Here is a 24,405-nt window from a genome sequence, read left to right on the forward strand (position 1 = left end):
AAAGATGTCTCCCTTTTCCTACTGATTTATGCTAATAATACTAAGCTAATGGCCATGACCGCCATCCCCCCTACTAGACCATACATCGATAAATGTGTTTCATCATATCTTTGTGCAGCCGGTAGCAATTCATCTAGTGAAATAAAGACCATTATCCCTGCAACCCCAGCGAAAACGATTCCAAACATGACATCTGTTAAAAAGGGCATAAGGAGCAAAAAAGCTACTAATGCACCTACAGGCTCTGCCAATCCTGATAAAAAGGATAATTTAAAGGCTTTCCTTCGATTACCTGTTGCAAAGAAAATAGGAACAGATACAGCAATGCCTTCTGGAATATTATGAATAGCAACTGCAATGGCAATAGCAATCCCTACATTCGGATCATTAATAGCTGACATAAATGTAGCGATCCCCTCAGGAAAATTATGAATGCCAATCGCCAGAGCTGTAAAAACGCCCATCTTCATCAAATGTTCTTCATTAACTTGAGGTTTGATGGCATTAACATCCTCTACTAGCTTTACTTCATGAGGATTAGTTGCCTTCGGAATGAATTTATCAATTAAGGCTATAAACAACATCCCACCGAAAAATCCAAGGATTGTCATCCAATAGCCATTGGTTGTACCTAATGCATTGGTTAAAGCATCTTTAGCTTTCACAAATATTTCTACAAGGGATACATAAATCATTACCCCTGCTGAAAAACCCAATGCTAATGATAAAAATTTTGTATTTGTTCTTGAAGTAAAAAATGCTATTAAACTACCTACACCTGTTGCAAGTCCAGCAAACAGGGTTAATCCTAATGCCAGTAAAACATTTCCGTCCATGCCCTTCTTCCTTTGCTCTTTTTCTTATTGTACTCATCTTAACGTAGAAGTTTCCTATACGCAATTCTTTTTTATAAGGCAAATATCATTCTTTACAATGTCTCGGTAAAATGTAAAAAGCAGTATCTATCATAAGAAATAGATACTGCCTGTCTTTTTATTTATGATTAGATTGAAATAAACGTTTACGCCGTTCGTACCAAATGACACAGATGATAAACCAAGTATAGCCGATGCTCCAACCAGCAAGTACATCTGTAGCAAAATGTCGAGCTCCTGCAATACGTGATAAACCAATAAGCACCATTAAAATTGTTGCCCCAAGCCACAGAAGGATTTTACGTCCTTTACTACTATTCTCCGCTAAAATATAAGCAAGTGTAAATAAATAAAGTATACCAGTCATCGAATGTCCAGATGGAAAACTAAAGGATGTCAGTTGATCCTCAATTTCAGGTCGTGGACGCTGCTCCCATTTTTTCAGTAATTGGTTCAGAACATTGCCTGCTGCAAAAGTTAGGACAACAAATAGCATACCTCGATAATTTTTTACCTTCCAAGCTAAATACACCATTAAAACTACTGCAACAGCAACAACAAATTTAGGCTCACCTATATAATGAAAGATCTCAATAAAACGATTACCCAAAAAAAGTTCTGCCATCTTTGCATCAAATGTATTCATCAGCTGACTTTGATAAGTGGCCCTTAATACTATAAAAACAAATAACGTTATAACTGCTAATGGATATGCCCATTTTTTCATTTTTTCACCTCAAAAAACATTCATGCTATATCCTTCACATCATAACACAAATAAATCTTTTCTGAATGAAATATAGGCCTACATTTTAAGAAAGATTTACACCATTGACCTCTTGATAAATAGAGATAGATTCTTCATCTGGTTTGTTAAAGTAATTGGAAACAGCCAATGCAACAATGAATAAAATGGCTACTATAGGTAGTATTCTTCTAAACATCCTAAACACTCCCTTATTCTTTTACTAGTCCAAATTTGTCTACTTAATTAGCACTGGATCAAAAAGCCAATCTTTTGGACCAAAGTTTGCATCCTTTTCTCCTCTAACCTCACGTGAAATACCATATTTTATAATAGTTTCTCTAAATCTTTTACTAAACAATGTCTTTCTATATAGATATCTTCCGTCATGACTACACTCAGCTGAGTAGAAAACATCACCTTTTAAGTTTTCCAAATCTTCATGATGATAAATATCAGGACCATTAATGACACCATTTAAACCACAACTGCACGGAGGTTGCTCAGTTGCAAAGTATAATTTGACTCTGTCCTTACTACACTCAGGGAGCATTTGTATAGGAATAATTTGATAAGCTGGCTGTTTGCCTTCTTCAGGGCCTTGATGGATCACCTCTAAAAGCTCATAGCCTTCTAGTTTTTCTCTTTTCATTAATGATACTAGTTCCTCAGAAGCTACCCAATAACCATTTACATGCACTAAATGACGATCTTTCATCTGCGTAGTATCGATGACGATTGGTGATAGCTGTTCTTTATCCATGAGCCCACAACACTTACAATGTGTACTCAAAGAAAATAGTGTCCCTTTATCTTCTAAGAACATTTCTGGTGAATTACCTGTTGAATTTAAAGTAAATAATGGTGCTCTTTCATACTCTATATCTGAAAATTCAAAATAAAATCGTTCTCCGATTGAAACGATTCCAAATTCACGCTCTAACGACTCATATAAAGCTGTTACCTGCTCGTATGTTACATCTTCATTTAATGTAAAAATAGGATTAAATTTTGTTTTTAAGTTTCTTTTTCTCAATTCAGGCGCACCAATAGCAATACCATGACGATTATAAACGTTAATAACTTGATCTTGACTAGTTTCATCTATGGAAAACAAATTTTCAAGTTCTACTTTCACAATACACGCCTACCTTTATAAAGTTTTATGGTGAAGTATATTGACTAGCTAGTAACATTCTACAATCTACTAACGCTACTTTATTCATAGATAGTCAGGCTGCTTATTTAATAAAATGATTTATATATTACTCACTAAAGCAAATCTACTTAACCACTGTTAATTTAAGCGTACCAGTAGTTATACCGTTATTTCAACTTCGGGTTTACGCCAATTTTCTGGCGTGATTCAGACAAATTTTTGGCGTGATTTGGCGGTTATAAAAAAACACCGCCACTTTTTTGGCGGTGTCTATCATATTTTATAGGCATTTTAGTATAGGGATATGGTTTTATTTTACCAAGGTAATATATAGGATATTTAATTCCCATAATGCTACCTATTAATTGAAAAATATACCAACAGTATAACATAGAAGTAGTTTAGAGTAAATTCATTCTCTCAGCAAGATTTACAGCTTCTGTTCGTGAATCTACATTTAACAAAGAAAAGAGTTGAGTTAAATATCTCTCCGTTGTACGTTGAGGAATATTTAATTCAATAGCGATAGCTTTATTTGTGTGCCCCTCTGCAATGAGTCTTAAAATTTTCTTTTCCTTTTCATTTAAGTGAATATCTTTAGCACCTTGCAGTTTAAATTTATCATCCAGAAAATCTAAGAAATTTTTAGGTAAAACAATTTCACCGTTTGCAATTGCCCTTACTGTTCTTAATATTTGCTCTTTCGAAGCTGTTTTAGCTAAAATGCCTTCTATTTTTCTTTCTAAAATGAGTGGATAATAATCCGTAATATCATCACCTGTGTAAAGAATAACTGAAGCATTTGACTGAATAGCCTTGATATTACGGGCTAGGTTAATTCCATTTTCTAATGGCATATTGATATCTATTAGATAGATATCGTACGGTTTATTCTTTATCCTTTGAATAACACAAGTTGCATCACTTTCCGTATCGATGATAATATCTTCATTCTCTTGAAATAAATTTTTAGTTCCCTCTAACACTATAGGGTGATCATCCACTATGAGCATCGTAATCAAGTGTTTCACTCCCTTCTTTCACCATGATTCTAATAAACATCCCTTCATTGATATTCGAGTCAATAGTAAATTGTCCGTTAAACGCTTTTACGCGCTCCTGCATGCCTTGAATGCCCATAGATTCTGCTACTATAATGTCCTCTACATTACAGCCTACACCATCATCTTTATAAATGATTTCGAAACCATCGTTCATTTCTTTTAAATGAATTTCAACTGATGCTGCATAGGAATGCTTTAACGCATTATTAAGTAGCTCTTGGAATAAACGATAAATCATTAAATTCATACGCTCATCCTCTAAATAAAGACGATCAATGGTGTAAATAAGCACGAAGTTAGCTCTTTCTTGAACTTTTCGAATCAATTTTTCTAATGCAGCATTTAAACCTAATGTATCTAGTAACGGCGGTTTTAGGTTTTCACAATAAGTACGTAATTCATGTAAGGATGCAACCATTTGTTTATGAATTTTTGCAAGCTTATCTTGAATATCCGTTGTATTTTTTGCATTTACTAGGACATCCACCTCGCGGGCTATATGAAGTTGCTCCTGTAAATTAGTGTCATGTAACTCTTGAGCTAACTGGTATTTTTCTTCTTCAAATCTTAGCCATAATAGTTTATTCAGCCACGGTAACTGACCGTCATCAGCTTGCTTCATATGCTTCAGTTCCTCTAGCAGCTCTTCCACCATCTTGGTATTCTCAATAAAATTGTTTACATATAATAAGAGCAGTTCAAGCCATAAAAGCTCCTCATCTTTTAAATGGATCGTATTATTATGCCCTAGCACTAACGCTCTTTTAAAATGTGCATCCTGATGGAGGAATGCTATATAAACTTTGTCAATTTTGCGTATTTCACCTAATCGGATTTCTTCCATTATGTCAGGATCTATCGTAATACTTTCACCAGCTATTGGTATAAATTCATTTTTGTCATAGTTATATGTTAAGACAAAAACATCCTCTAACTCCAGATGCATGGAAACCTCATAAGCAAACTTTTCTAAAAGTTCGTCAATTTTAATTGTTTTCCCAATTTTATCTACGGCTGTATATAGCTGATGAATATAGTCACCCTTTGTGGAAAATAATATTTTTCGCTTACGATAATCGACCTTCTCTTTTACGTAAAAAAGTATGACTAATGAAGAAAATGTAAAGAAAGATACCCCTGACATGATAGTCATGGTTAAATAACGCCCTGCAATAAAATATAGTCCCACTGTAAACCATACAGTAAAGATTAAAGAGAATATAACATAATAACGTAATCTTGTAATATGATACTCAATATCAAATAATCTCTCTGCTAATTGCGTAAAAATAAAGCTAAAGGGTATAAGCAATAAAAATAAGGAGCTTATCTCAGATGAAAGTATATACGTATGAAAAAAAATTTTAGGGAGTGCATATAAAAAAAGAAATGGTAGAAACGGTATTAATATACTATTTAATAAAATTTTCAACTGAGGTGAGCTGTACTTAAAATAGCTTATTAATAAAATACTAAGGATGATCACTAGGAGAATAAAGAAAATAGCCAATATAACATTGGAAAGAATATCATTTGAAGCAGGATAAATAGTACCCATACATCCTAATACAAAAGCTATGAAAGGAAGTATATAAAAGAGCTTGATATTATTTGTAAACACCCAATTTGTCTTCACAAATGAATAATAATTTCTCAAAAAATGTAATAGTATAACTAAACATAACAGCATACTACTTCGATTTACGATAATGCCAATCGTATCCATCCTACCAGAGACACCACTACTTACATAAGCCAAAGAAACCGTTAACATAAACAGAATTAGTAAGTCCGCTAATTTTGTATTCCTTTGTTTGAAATGTAAATAAAATGCAACAAATAATGTTAATAAATAATAACAAGCTGGAATGATTAATACATAAATGAATTGTTGAGGGATATCCAAATGCTTAATATGTATATTGATTAGATCTCCATCGGGCTTCAGTATTGTTATTTCATTAGCAGATAAAATTTTAGATTTATATCTTAGTTGATTTAATTCATTGATGGGTTCATGATCTACAGTTAAAATTGCATCACCAACAGAAATATTTTGACCCTCTGCCCAGTCTTTATAATAAAGTTGAGAAATGACCCATTTGTCATTCTCTTCTTCTACCCCAATCTGAATATAAGGCTCGCTATAATTCACATAATTTAAATAAAAACCAATAATTAAATAGAGAATTATAGCGGGCCAAAACAACTTACTTCGCAACTTTCTTAGTTCCAAATATCACTTTCTGTATTCATTTCACCGTTAAACGCTTCTAAAATTGCTGTTTGCTCTACAGATGAAACTCCAACTAATGAGGCTTTTTGTTCTTTTAATAGTGCAACTAGGCTTGGATTTTGCTCTAAATATTGGATTACATTAATCATTTTTATCTCTCCTCATTTCAATAGTTTTTGTAGGTATTCTCTACCTACCTGATTTATAGCTACATTTTCAAGGAAATTCAATGCTTTAAATTTATAGACGTTTTTTATGGTAATGGCATAACGTATCGCCCCACCATTTGTCAACGCGTCTTCTGTTGCATTATTATCCAAATCTGTAACTATATCATCATTATAATAGCTAGAAACAGATTTTGAAACATCATTTTTCTGTGATAAAAGATAAATAATAGGCAGAGAATACCTTTTATTTAGTAGATCATTTTTCGGCCCCCACACCTTTAAGCTTTGAATATCATTTTTAATTTGTTGGATGATCCCTATGTATTTCCCATATTCCTCTACTTCTTGAGATATTACTCCTTTTGCAAGTACTTCGCCAACCAAGCAACCCATTGCTGTTAATGATCCGGATTTCAAGGTAATCATTTTTACATAGGAATCTTCATCGCGACAACTATTTAGTAAGTCTAATTGCTGTCCATTTATACTTTTTAATGCGTATTCATTAACTATCTTGATAGCTGCTCTTTTATGTTCAAAAGAGGTTTCTTCTATTGTTTTAGACGCCATGATCAGCATAGCTAAAGCAACGTTTAATGATAATTCAGGTGTTTTGTTCCAACTATAGTCTGAATCTTTATCCTGCAGATCATCAATAATATCAAAAGACAATATTAGAAGTTCAATTGCAGCAGCTACCTTGTAGATATCTTGATTTATACTACTTGAAAATGCTTCATAATGCCAAAAACACATTTTACCAAAGGAAAAACCTACTGTTGTTTTTTCTTCTTTAAAGCTTTTTAGCATTAATTTTAGCTCAGTTCCAAGTAGTAGCTCATTTTCTATAAGGATGTCTAATGATTCATTGATGTGTACATCTAAATCCTTCAATAGTCCTCTCCCCTATCTAGTGTATTACTAGATATTATATAGATTAGTGGGAAATAATACTAGTGACACAATTATATAATACATTAAATACCATTAATTCCTTTATAAAGAGAAAGACCGCCAAAAAATGGCGTTATTCATGCATACCACGCCAGATTTTTGCTAATTATTACTAAAAAAATGGCGGTAGAGAACCAAGTACCGCCATTAAAGTGGCGTAAACTTACCATTGAAATGGCGCTCTAACAGATGTTACGCTTAGATTAGCAATAAAATATATTTATAAAGTCAGGATAGATTGATGAACATGAAATCTTTTTGTACTGGGAGTGACTTAAAATGAATGAAACTGTTTTCATACTTACGGCTACTTTTTCATGTAATATCTCTGTCTCAGCTGAAGAAATTACAATTAAACAGCCTAGTAATGATCAACGACGAATTGAACAAATCATAATTCAATCTGAAGTAAAAGCCTATCAAGATACACTGGCTGCATATAAAAATATTTCACCCTATTCAAAGTATATTAGTGATATACCTGGATTTGAGGATACATTTCAACAAAAACGAGATTATTATATTGAGCAATATGGCATTATTAGAATATCAAACGAAAGTATTTCTACTATGTCATTAGTCAATCCTTTCACTTTTGGTTTAAATATAGATTCCCCTATAGTATATGTAACGCCACATGACACAATTATTAATGCAAGAGGGCTAGCAATGGCGGCCAATGCATCTAATAATACCAATCATTCAGATAGTTTGGATGAACTTTGTAATACAAGTATCTCAGGCTTATCCATTAATGAGAACACAATATCCTTTAATATGGATTCGACATTTAGTAAATGGCGAAAACCAACTATTAAACATTAACTCATCTATCAGCTAAGCAGGTCACAATGATTGTGACCTGCTTTTTGTGTAATAAAAAGGTGTCTCAATCCCTTGAGACACCTTTAGATGATTAACCTTTTACATAATAAACTTCTTGTCCGCTTTCAATGATATGATCAGGCTTTGGCTTACCTGCGCTTGCCTTATGACCAGCAATATGCTCAGGGCTCTTCTCCCAATTCTTCCATGCTTCTTCTGATTCCCAACGAACCATCACTAGCACTTCCTCATCACCACGGCGAACTTTCTTAACAAGTACCTGTTTATCAATGAAACCAGGTTGTTGTTCAAGTAATGATGGTCCGTTTGGATTAGCACCAAAACGTTCCACCACTTTATCCGAATGCCCTTCCGTCACAACGATACGTTTAATTTGTACAAACATATTAGTTAAACGCCTTTAATACATCTTCAGCTTTTTGTGTTTCTGACTGTAAACCGCCACCTGAAAGGTACCAAATTTCTGGATCTAGGTAGAATACTTTACCGTTTTTCACAGCGTTTGTTGCACTTACGATTTCGTTTTCAATTGCAGCTTTTGTACCTGATTCACCGTTTTCATTTACAACAGCGTCACGGTCAATGACGAATAAGATATCTGGGTTTTTCTCACGTACGAATTCAAAGCTTGCATTATCACCATGTGATTCGATTTTGAAACCACTAGCTTCAGCTACAGCTTTTACACCATATACATCATGAATCACACCGAAACGTGAACCAGGACCGAATACTGATAATGAACCTTCACTACCTAAAACGATTAACGCTTTTTCTTCTGTTGCAGTAGCTTTAGCTTTTACTTCTTCTACTTTTGCTTCATATGCAGCAATTGCATCTGCAGCTTCTTTTTCTTTACCAAAGATTTTGCCAGCTAATTCTGTATTAGTTTTGAATGACTCTAAGAAGTTAGTATTATCTACACCAATGTATACTGTAGGAGCAATTTTAGATAATTCAGCATAAGCTGCTGAAGCACGACCAGAGATGAAAATAATATCTGGGTTAATTTCAGATAATTTTTCATAATCAGGCTCGAACAATGTACCTGCGTTTACATAAGTGCTATCTTTAAACTTGCTTAAATATGCTGGTAAGGAGTCTTGTACCACTGCTGTAGGATTAACGCCTAAAGCATCTAATGTATCTAGGAAACCATTATCAAAAACGACAACTTTTTCTGGCATTTTATCAAGTGTTACCTCTTCAAATGTTGTACTACCGTCACGACCTTCAACTGTGCTACCTGGAATTGTTAGTGGATATACCGATGATTCTCCATTTTTTTCTTCAGCTGGTTTGTCAGTTGAAGTACCTTTATCATCTTCTTTTGCTTCATCTTTCGAACCGCAAGCAGCTAATACTAATAACATCATTGCCATTAGTACTGTAAGTAACTTCCATTTTTTCATTGTGAAATTTCTCCTTTAATTAATATATTTGATAGTTAGACGGTTTATCCATCTGAAACTATTTTTACGAATTAAAATAAACACAAATTCGACAGCCATCCTGCTCTTGAACAGGAATATCCATATCATAAATTTCCTTCAATGCATGTGAGTTAATAATGTCATTTGTAGGACCATTTTTAACAACACGGCCATCTTTTAATGCAACAATATGGTCAGAGTAAACAGAAGCAAAATTAATATCGTGTAAAACGATAACCACTGTTTTGCCTAACTCATCAACCAACTTACGTAAAATCTTCATAATCTGGACAGAATGCTTCATATCTAAATTATTTAATGGTTCGTCCAGTAAGATATATTCAGTATCTTGGGCAATAACCATTGCGATAAATGCTCGCTGACGCTGACCACCTGAAAGCTCATCTAAATAATTATGTTGCATATCTTCTAAATTCATATAGCGAATAGCTTCGTTCACTTTTTCTTCGTCATCAGGTTTTAAGTGTCCTTTTGAGTAAGGGAAACGGCCAAAAGATACAAGCTCACGAATCGTAAGACGAACATTCATAAAGTTTGATTGCTTTAAAATCGATACACGTTTAGCAAAATCATCCGATTTCCAGCTACGTACATCTGCCTTATCGAGTAGTACTTCGCCAGTATCTGCATTCAGTAAACGACTCACCATAGAAAGTAGCGTGGACTTCCCTGCACCATTCGGTCCAATAAACGATGTGATTTTTCCTGAAACAATATCAACACTTACATCTTGAACGACAGGTTTTTTACCAAAAAACTTTGTAATTTCTTTGACTTGTATCATCCTGCTGACCTACTTTCTCTTAATAATAAGTAGATGAAGTATACCCCACCCACAAAGTTAATAATGACACTAAGTGTAGTAGTGAAACTAAATAAACGCTCAACCATCCACTGTCCACCGACTAAAGCTACAACACTCATTACACAGGAGCCAGTAATTAAGATGGAATGCTTGTATGTTCTAAAATACTGATATGATAAATTTGCAACGATTAAACCTAAGAACGTGATCGGACCAACAAGCGCTGTCGAAACAGCAATCAAAATTGAAGCTAAAATTAACATGCGTTGTACAAGCTTATCGTAAGGTACACCTAAATTTATAGCTGTGTCTCGTCCTAGAGACATGACGTCTAATTGATTCATATGACGAGCACCGTAGATAAACGTTATTAAAATGATAACGCCTGCTAGCCAAACTAAATCTGAATTAACATTATTGAAACTTGCAAACATTTTACTTTGTAAGCCTAAAAACTCATTCGGATCTATTAATACTTGGAAGAACGTAGTGATACTTCCTAAAAACGTACCAACAATCATTCCAACAAGCAGTAAAAAATAAATCGGTCGCTTTCCTTCTTTAAACAATACTCGGTAGAAAATTAAAGCGAATAAAATCATCGCCCCTATTGCAAGCGTAAAATTATAGTAGATATTAATAACTAATATGGATGTAGAGCCAAAGAAGAAGTAGATGCATGTTTGAATTAACATATACAAAGCATCTAAACCCATGACACTTGGTGTTAAAATACGATTATGTGTAATTGTTTGGAAAACTACTGTTGAATAGGCAATTGCTATACCCGTTAATGCCATTGCCACAACCTTTATGACACGGCGTGGAAAAGCATAGTGATAATTACCATTGAGTTCCCAAAATAAATATAGGACAACTGCTATAACAGCGAGACCTAGTAAAATGAACATTTTTGTACGATTACGCATATGCTCTCCCCCTAAACAACATGAATAGGAAGATGGCACTTCCAATTACACCAACAGTCATACTTATTGGTATTTCATAAGGGAATATCAGTACTCGTCCTAAAATATCACAGAATAATAAGAATGACATACCAAGTAATGCTGTGTGCGGCAAGGTTTTTGCCAAATTATCACCTTTAAACAGGGAAATAATGTTCGGAATAATCAAACCAAGGAATGGAATGATACCGACTGTTAACACCACTGTCGTGGAGATAAGAGCTACCAACACCAAGCCTAAATTGACTACAAATTTATAGGATAGACCAAGATTTTTTGCAAAATCCTCTCCCATCCCAGCTACTGTAAAACGATTTGCGTAAATGTAAGCTAAAATGAGTATTGGTACACTTACGTATAACAGTTCGTAACGGCCTTTCATGATTAATGAGAAATCTCCTTGTAACCATGCAGAAATGTTTTGGATAATATTCGCCTTATAGGCAAAGAATGTTGTAACAGAGGACAAAATATTCCCAAACATTAAGCCAATAAGCGGTATAAAAATCGCATCTTTAAACTTAATTCGGTTTAATATTTGCATAAATAGTAATGTGCCGGCTAAAGCAAATATGAAAGCGAAGGAAATTTTTTGGAAATACGTAACGTTCGTAAAGAACATCATGGAAATCAATACACCTAACCGTGTGGCATCTAATGTACCAGCTGTTGTTGGTGAAACGAATTTATTCCTACTTAAGCTTTGCATAATTAAACCAGCAATACTCATACCTGCACCTGCCAGCAAGATTGCAACAAGTCTAGGTACACGACTAATTAAAAATAGTCTAGCTTCTTCTGATTGGAAGTCTAATAGGTCGCTAGGCTTAATATCTACTACTCCTATAAAGAGCGACACAATAGACAGCACAACAGTTGCTGTTAAAAGATATCTTATTTTCATAGTAATCCCCGGTAGATTTCATTTTTGTGTGTAACTCACTTATTAGTGAAAATGATTATCATTACTCACGATTTCCATTATAAGCATGATTTTATTCTCAGTCAACCAGCAAATGAGAATTATTCTCGTTTTATTAATGATTAACGAAAAAATATGCCAAATTAACGAAATATCAGCATTACCATAAATCAATCAACAGAAATAATTCACTATTTCTACAATATTTTTATCCAAATAAAAAGGTAATTGAGAATGAAATCTATTCCTCAATTACCTTTTTTATATTAGATAATATTTTTTGTGCCTCTTAACCATGCAGAGATAATGAATATGATTAATACTAACCCTACATAGCCCATAACCGCGTATAATTTAGCTACTAGCGTTGTGAATCCTACAAGGCTTGCTAGAAAACCGAGACCACCTATAAATATGACTGCAACCCTAAAGCTTGCTCCGCTTGGCTCGAAAAACCTTACCATAAAGGAATATAGCATCCCTACTGCCGTATTATAAATCATTCCCAAAAGAGAAATAGTCATTAATACTCCAACAATCGGATGAATTTCATTCGCTAACGCTAGCATTGGAATGTCTAGTCCAACAATGATATTCATCTTTGCTAAAAGGGAGAAATTCACAAGCAAGATTAAAGCACCTAACAAAATCCCACCAATTATACCACCCATTCCAGCTACCTTATGATTGCGTATGGATCCACACATAACAGTCAATAAAGAGAAGCTAACCCCTACATTGAACGACATGTACAATAAAGCCGTTACCCACCAACTTTTCTTACTTATTTGAGCCTGTTGAGCAATAACTGCTTGCTCTGCAAAGGTAAAATCCATCGTGGCAATAGCATAGATAGCGATGATGGACACAACTGTTAGTAGATACGGTGTGGCAAGTGCTATAATATTGATGATACTCTTCACATCCATCATGACTGTGGCTACTGTAAGTAAGATCATACAAATACTCCCTAACCAAATAGGCAGTCCAAACATTTGCTGAAATGTTGCACCAGCCCCAGCAAACATGATGACAGCTACACCAAATAAAAAGAGTGATAGAACTAAATCCAAGACAAAGCCCATAGTATTCCCTGAAATTTGATAAATCAAATCCTTATGAGACGATGTACGAAGCCTAGAGCTCACTTGAGCAACACACATTCCAACAATTGAGAAACCAACCATAGCTAACAATGCTCCATATATTCCTTTAAAGCCATAGCTTGTAAAATAAAGGACAATTTCCTGCCCTGATGCAAATCCTGCTCCAACGATAATCCCCACATAGGCACCACCGATTTGCAAGCTTTTTTTCAATCAGTTCTCTCCTCGTTTTCCATATACTAAATGATCGACTAAGTACTGCGTTATTGATAGATTTCTTTGCTAATTGTTAATTTATCAATCACAGCCATATTAGGCTTAAAACCAATACCTACCGACTGGGGTACCTCAATATAGCCATCTTTGACTTTTACTTCAGGATCAATGATATCCTCGTACCAATAATGACTAGAACCTGCTGTATCGCCAGGTAAAATAAATTGACTAAGAGATGTTAAGGCAACATTATGTGCTCGTCCAATCCCTGCCTCTAACATACCACCACACCAAACTGGAATATGGTTTGCTTTACATAAGTCATGGATTCGTTTCGCTTCCGTTAAACCACCTACTCGTCCAATCTTGATGTTGATGACACCACAGCTTCCAAGTTCAATTGCTCGTCTGGCATCCTCATATGATGAGATGCTTTCATCTAAGCAAATAGGCGTTTTTAACTTTTTCTGTAATGCTGCATGATCGACAATATCATCAGTAGCTAATGGTTGTTCAATCATTAATAAATTAAAGTCATCAAGCTGCTGTAGTATTCCTATATCCTCTAATGTATAAGCAGAGTTTGCATCTACCATCAAGGGTAAATTTGGCAGTTCCGCACGAATTGCCTGTACTACCTCTACATCCTCTCCAGGCTTTATCTTAATCTTCACCCTTTTGTAGCCGTTTTCAATATGACCTTTTATTAATGCTATTAACTGAGCGATAGAGGGTTGAATACCCACACTGACTCCTACTTCAATACGTTGTTTTTGACCACCTAACGCCTGTGCAAGTGATTGCTTTGTTTGCTGAGCATAGATATCCCATACAGCACCCTCAATTGAAGCTTTCGCCATGCAGTTTCGCCGAATAGGTGCAAATAATGAGGTTACCTCATCTGGATGCCCAATCTCTTTATGTAACAAGATGGGTATCAAAAAATCTTGTAGCATATGCCATGTTGTCTTTAATGTTTCTTCTGTATACCATGGTGCTACAAAAGCAACAGTTTCTCCCCACCCCGTGGTCCCTGATTCATCTTTTGCTTCTATTAGTAACATTTCCTTTTCATCAACTGTGCCAAAACTTGTAGTAAATGGTGCTTTCATAGGCATTTTTAAATGCCTTAATGTAATCTTTTCTAATCTCACATTGTTCACTCCCTATCATTATTATAAAGCTAATAAGGAGCGTCTGACTAACAGATAGCTATGAACATATTGTGGATGTTTCTTCATGCGTACGATGGCATAATCTTGGTTAAATAATGTTGTTAAGATAGTACGAATTTTATAACGCCAGTCCTCTGCAAGTTTTGGACTTTCCACTTTCATTTTCTGTAGAGATTGAGGGATCGGTAAAAGATAGGCATCTTTATAAAAGGATTGTTTTAACTGAAATGTATTTTCTATATCTAGAACAGGTAATCCGTCAACTGTTAATGTCCAAGGTACAATTTCCTGTGCTACTTCTTCTAATTCATCAAGGCTATCTGCCATTTGATCACGCTCGATCCACCATTCAACGACCAATCTATCTGAAGGTAGTCCTTCATTAAAGTCATCTCGAAGCGGACCATAATAATCATTTTCATATTGATAACTAGTAGCGTTCAATTTTAGAAATGCTAGATTCGCTAAACGCGCCTCTAATGGTTCAATTAACCAGCGGACAAGTTGAAAACCATGCTCTTTTGCATATTCTTGTTGGGCATGCTTCAATAATTCACCCACACCTTGTTCACGATATGCTTTTTCTACACCAATCATGTGCGAATGTAAGTACATTTCTCTACTCTGATAACCAACGAAGCAATAGTTAAAGCCAATTAGCTTTTCATCTAAATATGCTCCTAATACGATTCCCCCATTTTGTACAGCAGCTAGTAATTGATGGGAGGGGATTGCTTGGCTTCCCCATATTTCACCATTTAATTTTTGGATCTCTGCAATTTCTTCTGGTGTCGTTACTTTGTGAATTCGCACTTGCTCTAACATTACGCTGACGCCTCCTTTTTATGCCCTGACTCCAAAGCTAATAAAACTGCTCTTGTAAGTATCTCCACTCCCGTGACAAGTCTTGCTTGTTTAAATTTCATTTTCGGATGATGCAATCCTGGTGTTAATCCACAACCCAAGCCCAGCATGGTTGTTTTTAAATGCGGCCGTTGTACAGCATAATGGTGAAAATCCTCTCCTCCAGGTGTATGAACAGGCTTTCTTAAATTTGATAATCCAGCGGCCTGTATAATTGCCTGCTCCATCAAATATTGAGCACTTGTATCAACTTCAGCAGCTACGATATTGGCCACCGTACGTAATTCAATTTGTACCTTATGCAACAATTTAGATGAATCGATCACACGCTTTACGCCTTGTGCTAAATCGTCCATCACCTTGTTTTGCTGTGCACGAATATCAATTGTAAATGAGGCATTACCTGGGATAATATTGCCCGAATCTCCCCCAGCATGGAATTTCGTCATCTTAACAGATACAGGAACCATAGGATCTGTATGAATGGTTCGCAAATCTTCGATGATTGTTGCACCTACTTCAATGGCATTAATACCAAGGTGCGGCCTTGCAGCATGAGCATCCTCTCCGATAATTTCGCCTTCAAGTAAACGAGAGGCACCATGATATAAGGCTGCACAATAAGTGCCGTCCTCTAGCTCATGAACAGGTCTTACATGGACACCAAATAAATAATCTAAGTCATCAATAACACCTTCTTCTAATACAGATAACGCTCCAGTTCCTTTCTCTTCAGCAGGTTGGAAAATAACGCGGATTGTACCATTAATAGTTTGCTGTAGTTCTTTTAAAAGTAAAAGTGTACCAATGGCCATCGTCATATGACCGTCATGTCCACATGAATGATTCGCTCGGAAATGACCATCTACTTCTTGCCATAAGGCATCTATATCTGTTCTTAGTCCTACTTTGGGGTTACCGGTGCCTACATCAACATATAATCCTGTCGAATTTTTAAATCGTATAGGGGAAAAGCCTTCCTGCTTTAATAGCTCCACGATATAATTGGTGGTTTCTACTTCATGCCAGCTGATTTCTGGATTTGCATGTAAATACGTAAAAATCTCCATTAATCTTGGCCTCAAATAATCTAACTCTTCCTTCATAGATTCCAACCCCTTAAATTTTCTTATTATTAAAATTATTATAACGAAAATGATAATTTTCTACATAGAAACTTATACCCACATTCAACAAAATAACTACTTACGATAATATATTTCGCTCTCAGCTTCATAGATAGACTTTTATTTAGATAGCAAAAAAAGATGCAAGTACAGCTTTTTTAATAACTGTACTTGCATCTTTAATTAATTAATACCCTTCATCGCCTTGGAAATAATTGGTGAAAGCACCAATATAATAATACCGACTACAATAGATAAGGTACCTAAGAAACCAAAGTATGTGAATTCGCTTACAACTTCATAGACCTTAACTAATTGCGCATTAATTGCTTGTGCTGCTGCACTTGTTAAAAACCATAAAGACATCGTTTGCGCTGCGAATGCCTGTGGTGCCAATTTCGTTGTGGCTGATAGACCAACTGGTGATAATAATAACTCACCAACAACCACTAAGAAGAATGACAATACTAACCATAAAGGACTCACTAATGTATCTCCACCAGACAGATGTGCTGGAACCATCATCACTAAGAATGACAGACCCGCAAAGAACAATGCATATGAGAACTTACGTGGTGTTGTCGGCTGCTTGTCTCCCCATTTAAGCCATAGCATCGCAAATAATGGTGCCATCGTAATAACAAATAATGGGTTCAATGACTGGAACCAAGAAGATTGAAGCTGAATACCGCCAAAACTTAGCTGTGTACGCTCATCTGCATAAGTCGCTAAAATGGTTGCTCCTTGTTCTTGAATAGCCCAGAACATTACAGCTGATAAAAATAAAGGAATATAAGCAAGTAGACGAGACTTTTCATCCTTCGTTGTTTTTTTACTGCGATACATATAAATAAAGAATGCAGTTGGAATTAATACACCTAGAGCTGTGATGATTAAACTAAATACATTCATTGTTAAAGTACCAGTTTTAATACCGATAGCACCCAAGATGATAATAAGTAAAGCTGCAACTCCGAATTGTGTAAAGACTTTTTTACGTTCTTCAGGCTTTAATGGGTTGTTTACTTGTAAGCCTGCTAAGCCTAAATATTTTTTCTCTGTTAATTTATAAACAATTAAACCAATAAACATACCTAGACCCGCTAAACCAAAGCCAAGGTGGAAGCTATATTTTTGTCCAATTGTTCCGACAATAAAAGGTGCAATAAATGCTCCCATATTAATACCCATATAGAAAATAGAAAACCCTGCATCACGGCGGCTATCTGTTTCAGCATAAATGTCCCCAACAATACTTGAAACGTTTGGTTTTAATAAACCAGTACCCATAACGATAAATGCCATGGAAGCAAATAACATACTTACACCACCAGGCAATGCTAGCAGTAAGTGACCAATCATAATTAACACGCCACCATAAAAAATGGTTTTTCGTGTTCCTAAAACTCGGTCGGCAATCCAGCCACCTATAATACCAGACATATAAACAAGTGAGCCGTAGATGGCCATAATAGAGTTCGCTGTTCCGCGGTCTAGACCTAAGCCCCCGTCATGTAATTCGTAATACATAAAGAAGATGAGAATTGCTCGCATACCATAGTACGAGAAACGTTCCCAAAATTCTGTGAAAAACAAAGTAAAGAGCCCTTTAGGGTGTCCAACAAAGCCATTTTGAGGGACAGATTTTACAACTTCATCTTTACTAGACATACAATACCCTCTCCCAATAAAAAATTATTCTACAAAAACACAACTACCCTAATATAAGGATAAAAAAACTTTATTTCATCATACTAAAGCGTTTTAAAAACTTTAGCAAGAGTTTTAAAAAATGTTGAAAATTTGTCATTTTTCTATAAATTCTGATTGATTATTAGATAAATTATTAAATCCTTTGATATATCTAAGTTTTCTCACACTTTATGCCTAAAAGATTTTTAAATCTATAATGAATTATTCTAAAATATCTAAAATTCAGATTCCTTACTTTACTTGAAAATTAATACAATTTCCCGAGTACAGTTTTACCTTTGTTCTAGATTCTACTATTCCCTCTAATCACAAAAAGCATGCCAAAAATCTTTTGGCATGCTTTGGGAAGTACATTTTTTAATTAATAACATAGTGCTGATACTTTGCGTAATCTGCTGCTTTTACTTCAAGAGACAATAATGTCCCACCCTCTTCATAGGCTGTATTAAAAACAGAGGCATTCTCATTTAAATAAGAAACAACGTTCCCATGATCATAAGGTATTAACATGTCACACGTTACATAGTGCGAGAAGATGTGTTGACGAATTAGCTGTACTAATTCTTCTAATCCATCCCCCTGCTTTGCTGAAATCCAAATATTATCTCCACTTACCACAGGATATGGAACATCCGCTATATCTGCTTTATTGTACACATAGATTGTAGGAATGTCCTCAACACCAACTGCTTTTAGTGTTTCATTCGTCACATCCATCATAAATCCGTGCTCAGTATTAGAAACATCCACCACATGGAGTAAAAGATCCGCATCTCTGGCCTCTTCCAAAGTGGAGCGAAATGCCTTCACTAAATGGTGAGGTAATTTACTAACAAAGCCTACAGTGTCTGTCAGTAAAAAAGTCTTCTTATCAGGTAGTTCAATCTGACGAACAGAAGTTTCAAGGGTAGCAAAAAGCATATCCTTCTCAAAGACTTGCTTATGCTCTTCTTGTCCTATTTGTGTAAGAAGTTGATTCATAATCGTTGATTTCCCAGCATTTGTATAGCCAACAATCGATACAACCGGAAGAGCATTTTTACGACGCTGTTTACGCTGCGTTTCTCTCTGTTCCTTAACGTGCTCTAAATCCTTTTTAATTTTAGCAATTTGATCTTCAATTTTTCGTCGATCCAATTCCAGCTTTGTCTCACCCGCACCACGGTTTTTAAAGCCTCCCCCAGTACCTCCACCCTGACGGCTTAAAGAGGCATGCAAACCCACTAAACGAGGTAGCATATATTGAAGCTGTGCTAATTCCACCTGCATTTGGGCTTCACGTGTTTTTGCGCGCCTTCCAAAAATATCTAAAATAAGCATTGTTCGATCTATGACCTTCGTTGCTAAATCACGCTCTAAATTACGGATTTGCGAAGGAGACAGTTCATCATTAAAAATAACGAGGTTTGCTTGTGCTTCTTCATAAAAATTTTTGATTTCTTCTATTTTACCTGTACCCACATAATGGGAAGGTGTCACACGTTCCAAATTTTGCGTGACAGTCCCCACTACTTCTACATGCAAGGCCTCAGCTAAATTTTGTAACTCTTCCATAGAATAATCAAAGTGCTTATCATTTCGTAAATTTACGCCAACTAGTATGGCCTTTTCAATTAATACATCAACTTCCTTAATTCTATCCATTAGAAACCTCCCACCAAAGCTTGGTGTCGCTACGACAAATTTTCTTCATCTTACCATAATAGACCCTTTTTCGTATTTGAAGATCATCGTTAACTTTTTTAAAAATGCGCCTCATGGAGAGGCGCATCACAACTATTTTCTTTCTTCTTTTAGTAGGGCTTCTGAGCGTGTGAACTCTTCTTCAATTTCTTTATTTGGTTTATATGTCAGCATACTGACAACAACCGCAACAATTAAACAAACAATGAAGCCAGGAACAATTTCGTACAACGCACTTGATAAAGCATCTACTTTACCCCAAATAAACGCAGTTGCAGCCCCTGTTACCATTCCGCTAAGTGCTCCGTAGTTCGTTAGCTTTCTCCAATATAAAGAAAGTAAAATAACAGGTCCGAAGGCTGCACCAAATCCTGCCCAAGCAAAGCCAACTAAGCTTAAGATAGAACTATCTGGATTCCACGCTAGGATTGCTGCAATAATTGCAACAACTAATACAGCCATACGCCCAACAAAAACGTAATGCTTATCGTCTGCTGTTTTATTAAATAATGCTTTATAAATATCCTCTACAAGCGCCGAAGAAGTTACAATTAATTGAGAAGAAATTGTACTCATAACAGCTGCTAAAATTGCCGCCAGCATAATACCTGCTATAAATGGATGGAATAAAATCTGTCCAAGTACAATAAATACAGTTTCAGCGTCTTTTAGCTCACCCGCATTTTGCTGATAATAAGCTACACCCACCAAGGCAGTTCCAATAGCTCCAAATAAACTTAACATCATCCAGCCAATACCAATGCGTCGTGCTTGCTTCGTTTCTTTAACGGAACTAATCGCCATAAAGCGGACGATAATATGAGGCTGTCCAAAATAGCCTAGTCCCCAAGCAACTGAAGAAATGATCCCTGCTGCTGTCGCAGTGGCTGGTAATAAATTTAGAAGATCTGGATCAACAGATTTTATAGACGAAATAGTTTCCCCTATGCCACCTGTTACAAACAAGCCAAATATTGGTACCATAATAAGTGCTAAAAACATAATAAGACCTTGTAAGAAGTCTGTATAACTTACCGCTAAAAATCCGCCAAAAAGAGTGTATGCTACAACTACAGCTGACACAATTAATAAGCCTGTATGGTATTCATAACCAAAAGAACTATCGAAAAACTTGCCCCCTGCTACCATTCCTGACGATACATAAAATGTAAAGAATATGAGGATGATGATACCTGAAGCAATCCTAATAAGCTTTGTATGATCACGTAATCGATTATCCAAATAACTTGGAATAGTAATGGAATCATTTGTAACCTGTGTATATACCCGTAAACGCGGTGCCACAAGTAGCCAGTTTAGGTAAGCTCCTATTGTTAATCCAATTGCAATCCAAGCCTCCACAAGACCTGATAAAAATATCGCACCTGGTAAGCCCATTAGGAGCCAGCCAGACATATCCGCAGCACCCGCACTTAGCGCAGTAACCGCAGGACCTAAGGAACGACCGCCAAGCATATAATCTGTTAAATTCGATGTTTTAACAAATGCATACCAGCCAATTGCTAGCATGGCGATCATATAAATAATAATCGCTAATAATTGATACATGTTATCCGACATATTTTCTCCTCCTTATTAATCCTTAGTATCACCAATTCAAAAAGAATTACTGTATTTAAGATACCACGAATATATAATTCCACCTATAAATACTCGGAATTTTTATTAAATTAATTCCGAATACCAAAGATGCCATTGTCTATTATAAAATGTGTTAAACTAGTGCCATCTATTACACAGTAAAGTAGGCGAAAATGTATGACCTTTGAAGAAATGAAAGCTCTACTCACTGAGCAAATTTTGCAACAAAAGCTTGTCACAGCTACAATCAGTCAACCACGTATGAAATCAAATGAAATAAAACGTATAAAATTAAAACCATTAATGTTAAAGAATCAGTACCATATACAAATTGAGTACCAATATGAACGTATTTTAAAACATGAAAATATTCTATTGGCTCATTTTTCTTCCAAGCTTGACACATTTTTTGAGGAGTATCGTCAAGCTCATATTGATTTCGTAGATGAAACGGTACAAGTGCAATTATCAAAAAAGAACAAAGTCCTTTGGAAATCAGATAAAACGGCTTCACCTAAACAAGTCCATTTAAGCCATAATCGTAAAAAAAATTATTTACTATCTGATGATCAACCCTATCCATTTTTAATACGACTGGGGGTGCAAACAGAAGAAGGAAAGGTTAAGAAACAAAAGTATGATAAATTTAAACAGATTAACCGCTTCATTGAATTTATTGATGATGCCTTAACATATTTACCTCAGGATCGACAGGTGAGGATTTTAGATTTTGGTTCAGGTAAATCCTACTTAACCTTTGCTTTGTATCATTATTTAAAAATCGAAAAGGGCTTAGACATTCGTGTTACTGGTTTAGATTTAAAAAAAGAGGTTATTGAAGAATGCTCAAGAATAGCACAGGATCTAGGCTATGATCAGCTAGAATTTCTTGTAGGAGATATCAATGATTATAATGATGAAAGTGCTGTAGATATGGTGGTGACACTCCATGCATGCGATGTAGCAACAGATATGGCCTTGGCTCGTGCTGTGAAATGGGGGGCAAGTGTCATTCTAAGTGTGCCTTGCTGTCAGCATGAGTTAAATCGTCAACTAAATACACCTGATCTCGATATTATGTTGCAACATGGACTTGTTCGAGAGCGATTTGCGGCACTTGCTACAGATGCTATTCGAGCTGAAATTTTATCGCTTGTTGGCTATGAGGCACAGCTTTTAGAGTTTATCGATATGGAGAATACACCGAAAAACATTTTAATTCGAGCCTATCAAACAGGTCAAAAACCAAATGAAGAGCAACGTGCCAGCTATGATGCCTTCTTAAAATTATTGAATGCAACACCATTTTTAGCGAATGAGTTAAAAGAGTATTTATAACGTACAGATGTACTTCTGTCCAAATAAAAGGCGATCCAATGTTGATTGGACCGCCTTTTTTATTATAACTCTTGTCGTAAAGCTTGAATAACGTCGATTTTAGTTGCTTTACGTGCTGGGCGATAACCTGAAACCATCGCTACGCCAACACTAATGGCCGCTGCAATAATGACTAGTTGCCATGGAATAAGAGAAAATGTTATATCATTTGTTGCAAACGCTTCCTCCCCTGTTGCCGCCTTAAGAATTAATGGTAATGCTGCATTAGCTGCAAAGCTAATAGCATACGAGATGACAACCGCAATTAGCGTACCAAAAATACCGATAAATGTGCTTTCCATTAAAAATAATCGTTGAATAAGCTTCGGACTTGCCCCAATTGCCTTTAGCACACCAATTTCACGTGTTCGCTCTGTGACAGCCATTGTCATTGTATTAAAAATACCAATGGAAGCAATCAACACAGCAATTGTGCCAACAAAGATTAAGCCAATTTTTAATACAAGGAAAAATACATTCATTTGATATAGTTGCTCTGTTACTGAATATACGCTATAGCCCTTATCTTTTAACTTCTCTAAAATCGGCTTTACGTTTTCTAAAGTATCCGCATAAATATTAAATTCAGAGTAAAACAGCTCATCCTCTGCCATGTTACTATCTGTTGATAAATTTTTAACCCATACTTTCTTTTGCTCTTTATCCATATGAATAGCGTTATCAACCATCCAATCATAAGAAGGTTTCTCCATTACACCAACAATTGTATAGCTCATTTTTTGCGTTTCATCATTTTTACCCGTGTGAGGAACTAAGGACAGATCAATGTTCTTTCCAATCAATGATTCTTTATAGCCCTCTTCACTACCATCATAATACGTACCCTCTGCTTCAGCCTTTTTACTTTTTTCCGCAATGACATCACGTTCTGTGTCATTCAATAATGTTTGAGCAAAATGATAGCCTACAACAATTTCATTAGATTTTGTTGGGTAACGCCCTTTTGCAAGCTTTCCATTTACCTGTTCAAAGTCCTGCATATCTGACAATATTAAATTAGAAGTTGCATCACGGTCTTCAAAAAATGATTGTGCGGTAGCATTGACACTAATTGTTTCAAGCACTGTTTCTACATGTTCCATTTTTTTAATTTCTTGTACTTGGTCTTCAGTTAATTGCTTATCACCATATACTTGAATTTTTGTAACTGTTTCGTTTGAAAGAATTTCATTGCGTAAAGATTCCTGTAAACCAAAACCAACAGATGCTAGCACGATTAAAAAGGCACAGCCCATCGTTGCAGCTAGTATCGTCATAAACACACGCAGCTTATTTTTCTTGATATGCTGTGTTACAAAATCTAATTGATCCTTAAATAACATG

At 35.6% G+C, this 24,405-nt stretch carries 23 protein-coding genes; 2 read left to right on the forward strand and 21 right to left on the reverse strand.

The genetic code is table 11. The features are described 5' to 3' along the window. Nucleotides 1–26: 26 nt before the first annotated feature. The 8 genes from zupT to NP781_RS20360 form a co-directional block, all read right to left on the reverse strand. A complete protein-coding gene (zupT, locus tag NP781_RS20325) occupies nt 27–836 on the reverse strand; it encodes a zinc transporter ZupT (RefSeq protein WP_016992734.1) in 810 nt (269 codons plus the stop codon). A 157-nt stretch (nt 837–993) separates the two neighbouring features. After that, nucleotides 994–1,602: a phosphatase PAP2 family protein gene (locus NP781_RS20330; RefSeq protein ID WP_221681449.1), complete on the reverse strand. Its 609-nt coding sequence runs from the start codon at nt 1,600–1,602 to the stop codon at nt 994–996. An 85-nt stretch (nt 1,603–1,687) separates the two neighbouring features. Beyond that, nucleotides 1,688–1,819, reverse strand: a complete 132-nt coding sequence (locus tag NP781_RS20335) for a hypothetical protein (RefSeq protein WP_255601422.1) — start codon at nt 1,817–1,819, stop codon at nt 1,688–1,690. Nucleotides 1,820–1,858: 39 nt separating this feature from the next. Beyond that, the gene (locus tag NP781_RS20340; RefSeq protein ID WP_221681452.1) at nt 1,859–2,758 is read right to left on the reverse strand and encodes a hypothetical protein; all 900 of its coding nucleotides are present in this window, start codon (nt 2,756–2,758) and stop codon (nt 1,859–1,861) included. Nucleotides 2,759–3,180: 422 nt separating this feature from the next. Next, nucleotides 3,181–3,792 (reverse strand): response regulator transcription factor, encoded by a 612-nt coding sequence (locus tag NP781_RS20345; protein ID WP_225341057.1) that lies wholly within the window; start codon nt 3,790–3,792, stop codon nt 3,181–3,183. Beyond that, nucleotides 3,776–6,064 carry a sensor histidine kinase gene (locus NP781_RS20350; protein ID WP_257520682.1) on the reverse strand — a complete coding sequence of 763 codons (2,289 nt, stop codon included), beginning with the start codon at nt 6,062–6,064 and terminating at the stop codon, nt 3,776–3,778. The genes NP781_RS20345 and NP781_RS20350 overlap by 17 nt, the downstream gene beginning before the upstream one ends. Before the next feature lie 5 nt (nt 6,065–6,069). Further along, a complete protein-coding gene (comX, locus tag NP781_RS20355; protein ID WP_221681459.1) occupies nt 6,070–6,228 on the reverse strand; it encodes a competence pheromone ComX in 159 nt (52 codons plus the stop codon). Between the two features lie 12 nt (nt 6,229–6,240). Beyond that, a complete protein-coding gene (locus tag NP781_RS20360; RefSeq protein ID WP_221681461.1) occupies nt 6,241–7,143 on the reverse strand; it encodes a polyprenyl synthetase family protein in 903 nt (300 codons plus the stop codon). A gap of 339 nt (nt 7,144–7,482) precedes the next feature. Between NP781_RS20360 and NP781_RS20365 the strand changes: the two genes are divergently transcribed. After that, a complete protein-coding gene (locus NP781_RS20365; RefSeq protein WP_257520683.1) occupies nt 7,483–8,028 on the forward strand; it encodes a hypothetical protein in 546 nt (181 codons plus the stop codon). 91 nt (nt 8,029–8,119) lie between these two features. On the opposite strand, the gene NP781_RS20370 is transcribed toward NP781_RS20365, so the two are convergent. The 12 genes from NP781_RS20370 to putP form a co-directional block, all read right to left on the reverse strand. Further along, nucleotides 8,120–8,434 carry an antibiotic biosynthesis monooxygenase family protein gene (locus tag NP781_RS20370; protein WP_221681464.1) on the reverse strand — a complete coding sequence of 105 codons (315 nt, stop codon included), beginning with the start codon at nt 8,432–8,434 and terminating at the stop codon, nt 8,120–8,122. A 1-nt stretch (nt 8,435) separates the two neighbouring features. Further along, the gene (locus NP781_RS20375) at nt 8,436–9,461 is read right to left on the reverse strand and encodes a siderophore ABC transporter substrate-binding protein (protein WP_221681468.1); all 1,026 of its coding nucleotides are present in this window, start codon (nt 9,459–9,461) and stop codon (nt 8,436–8,438) included. A 64-nt stretch (nt 9,462–9,525) separates the two neighbouring features. Beyond that, on the reverse strand, nt 9,526–10,287 hold the full coding sequence (locus NP781_RS20380) for an iron ABC transporter ATP-binding protein (RefSeq protein ID WP_257520684.1): 762 nt from the start codon (nt 10,285–10,287) through the stop codon (nt 9,526–9,528). Then, nucleotides 10,284–11,237 (reverse strand): iron chelate uptake ABC transporter family permease subunit, encoded by a 954-nt coding sequence (locus NP781_RS20385; RefSeq protein WP_257520685.1) that lies wholly within the window; start codon nt 11,235–11,237, stop codon nt 10,284–10,286. The genes NP781_RS20380 and NP781_RS20385 overlap by 4 nt, the downstream gene beginning before the upstream one ends. Next, entirely contained in the window at nt 11,230–12,180 is a 951-nt protein-coding gene (locus NP781_RS20390; protein ID WP_004231947.1) for an ABC transporter permease, read from the reverse strand. Before NP781_RS20390 ends, NP781_RS20385 begins: the two co-directional genes overlap by 8 nt. 284 nt (nt 12,181–12,464) lie before the next feature. Beyond that, nucleotides 12,465–13,517, reverse strand: a complete 1,053-nt coding sequence (locus NP781_RS20395) for a YkvI family membrane protein (RefSeq protein WP_221681472.1) — start codon at nt 13,515–13,517, stop codon at nt 12,465–12,467. A gap of 50 nt (nt 13,518–13,567) precedes the next feature. Next, on the reverse strand, nt 13,568–14,674 hold the full coding sequence (menC, locus tag NP781_RS20400; protein ID WP_257520686.1) for an o-succinylbenzoate synthase: 1,107 nt from the start codon (nt 14,672–14,674) through the stop codon (nt 13,568–13,570). A gap of 21 nt (nt 14,675–14,695) precedes the next feature. Then, nucleotides 14,696–15,520, reverse strand: a complete 825-nt coding sequence (locus NP781_RS20405; RefSeq protein WP_221681483.1) for a GNAT family N-acetyltransferase — start codon at nt 15,518–15,520, stop codon at nt 14,696–14,698. Then, nucleotides 15,520–16,665 carry a M20 peptidase aminoacylase family protein gene (locus NP781_RS20410; protein WP_221681484.1) on the reverse strand — a complete coding sequence of 382 codons (1,146 nt, stop codon included), beginning with the start codon at nt 16,663–16,665 and terminating at the stop codon, nt 15,520–15,522. Before NP781_RS20410 ends, NP781_RS20405 begins: the two co-directional genes overlap by 1 nt. Before the next feature lie 204 nt (nt 16,666–16,869). Beyond that, on the reverse strand, nt 16,870–18,357 hold the full coding sequence (locus tag NP781_RS20415) for a peptide MFS transporter (protein ID WP_004231940.1): 1,488 nt from the start codon (nt 18,355–18,357) through the stop codon (nt 16,870–16,872). 399 nt (nt 18,358–18,756) lie between these two features. Further along, on the reverse strand, nt 18,757–20,043 hold the full coding sequence (gene hflX, locus NP781_RS20420; RefSeq protein WP_257520687.1) for a GTPase HflX: 1,287 nt from the start codon (nt 20,041–20,043) through the stop codon (nt 18,757–18,759). A 132-nt stretch (nt 20,044–20,175) separates the two neighbouring features. Then, nucleotides 20,176–21,663, reverse strand: coding sequence for a sodium/proline symporter PutP (putP, locus tag NP781_RS20425; RefSeq protein WP_221681491.1), 1,488 nt, complete (start codon nt 21,661–21,663; stop codon nt 20,176–20,178). Between the two features lie 198 nt (nt 21,664–21,861). Here putP and NP781_RS20430 point away from each other — a divergent pair, with 198 nt between their 5' ends. Beyond that, on the forward strand, nt 21,862–23,022 hold the full coding sequence (locus tag NP781_RS20430; protein WP_257520688.1) for a class I SAM-dependent methyltransferase: 1,161 nt from the start codon (nt 21,862–21,864) through the stop codon (nt 23,020–23,022). Between the two features lie 62 nt (nt 23,023–23,084). Here the strand turns inward: NP781_RS20430 and NP781_RS20435 are convergent, their stop codons facing one another. Next, nucleotides 23,085–24,404, reverse strand: a complete 1,320-nt coding sequence (locus tag NP781_RS20435) for an ABC transporter permease (RefSeq protein WP_257520689.1) — start codon at nt 24,402–24,404, stop codon at nt 23,085–23,087. Nucleotide 24,405 lies beyond the last annotated feature (1 nt).

The sequence above is a fragment of the Lysinibacillus sp. FN11 genome, from assembly GCF_024628845.1.
Lineage (GTDB): Bacteria > Bacillota > Bacilli > Bacillales_A > Planococcaceae > Lysinibacillus > Lysinibacillus capsici.

Bases quoted from the DNA above. Each gene is read 5' to 3' on its own strand.
- zupT (WP_016992734.1), bottom strand. From the start codon at position 836: ATGGACGGAAATGTTTTACTGGCATTAGGATTAACCCTGTTTGCTGGA.
- NP781_RS20330 (WP_221681449.1), bottom strand. From the start codon at position 1,602: ATGAAAAAATGGGCATATCCATTAGCAGTTATAACGTTATTTGTTTTT.
- NP781_RS20335 (WP_255601422.1), bottom strand. From the start codon at position 1,819: ATGTTTAGAAGAATACTACCTATAGTAGCCATTTTATTCATTGTTGCA.
- NP781_RS20345 (WP_225341057.1), bottom strand. From the start codon at position 3,792: ATGCTCATAGTGGATGATCACCCTATAGTGTTAGAGGGAACTAAAAAT.
- comX (WP_221681459.1), bottom strand. From the start codon at position 6,228: ATGATTAATGTAATCCAATATTTAGAGCAAAATCCAAGCCTAGTTGCA.
- NP781_RS20365 (WP_257520683.1), top strand. From the start codon at position 7,483: ATGAATGAAACTGTTTTCATACTTACGGCTACTTTTTCATGTAATATC.
- NP781_RS20370 (WP_221681464.1), bottom strand. From the start codon at position 8,434: ATGTTTGTACAAATTAAACGTATCGTTGTGACGGAAGGGCATTCGGAT.
- NP781_RS20375 (WP_221681468.1), bottom strand. From the start codon at position 9,461: ATGAAAAAATGGAAGTTACTTACAGTACTAATGGCAATGATGTTATTA.
- NP781_RS20380 (WP_257520684.1), bottom strand. From the start codon at position 10,287: ATGATACAAGTCAAAGAAATTACAAAGTTTTTTGGTAAAAAACCTGTC.
- NP781_RS20385 (WP_257520685.1), bottom strand. From the start codon at position 11,237: ATGCGTAATCGTACAAAAATGTTCATTTTACTAGGTCTCGCTGTTATA.
- NP781_RS20390 (WP_004231947.1), bottom strand. From the start codon at position 12,180: ATGAAAATAAGATATCTTTTAACAGCAACTGTTGTGCTGTCTATTGTG.
- NP781_RS20405 (WP_221681483.1), bottom strand. From the start codon at position 15,520: ATGTTAGAGCAAGTGCGAATTCACAAAGTAACGACACCAGAAGAAATT.
- NP781_RS20410 (WP_221681484.1), bottom strand. From the start codon at position 16,665: ATGAAGGAAGAGTTAGATTATTTGAGGCCAAGATTAATGGAGATTTTT.
- NP781_RS20415 (WP_004231940.1), bottom strand. From the start codon at position 18,357: ATGTCTAGTAAAGATGAAGTTGTAAAATCTGTCCCTCAAAATGGCTTT.
- hflX (WP_257520687.1), bottom strand. From the start codon at position 20,043: ATGGATAGAATTAAGGAAGTTGATGTATTAATTGAAAAGGCCATACTA.
- putP (WP_221681491.1), bottom strand. From the start codon at position 21,663: ATGTCGGATAACATGTATCAATTATTAGCGATTATTATTTATATGATC.
- NP781_RS20430 (WP_257520688.1), top strand. From the start codon at position 21,862: ATGACCTTTGAAGAAATGAAAGCTCTACTCACTGAGCAAATTTTGCAA.
- NP781_RS20435 (WP_257520689.1), bottom strand. From the start codon at position 24,404: ATGTTATTTAAGGATCAATTAGATTTTGTAACACAGCATATCAAGAAA.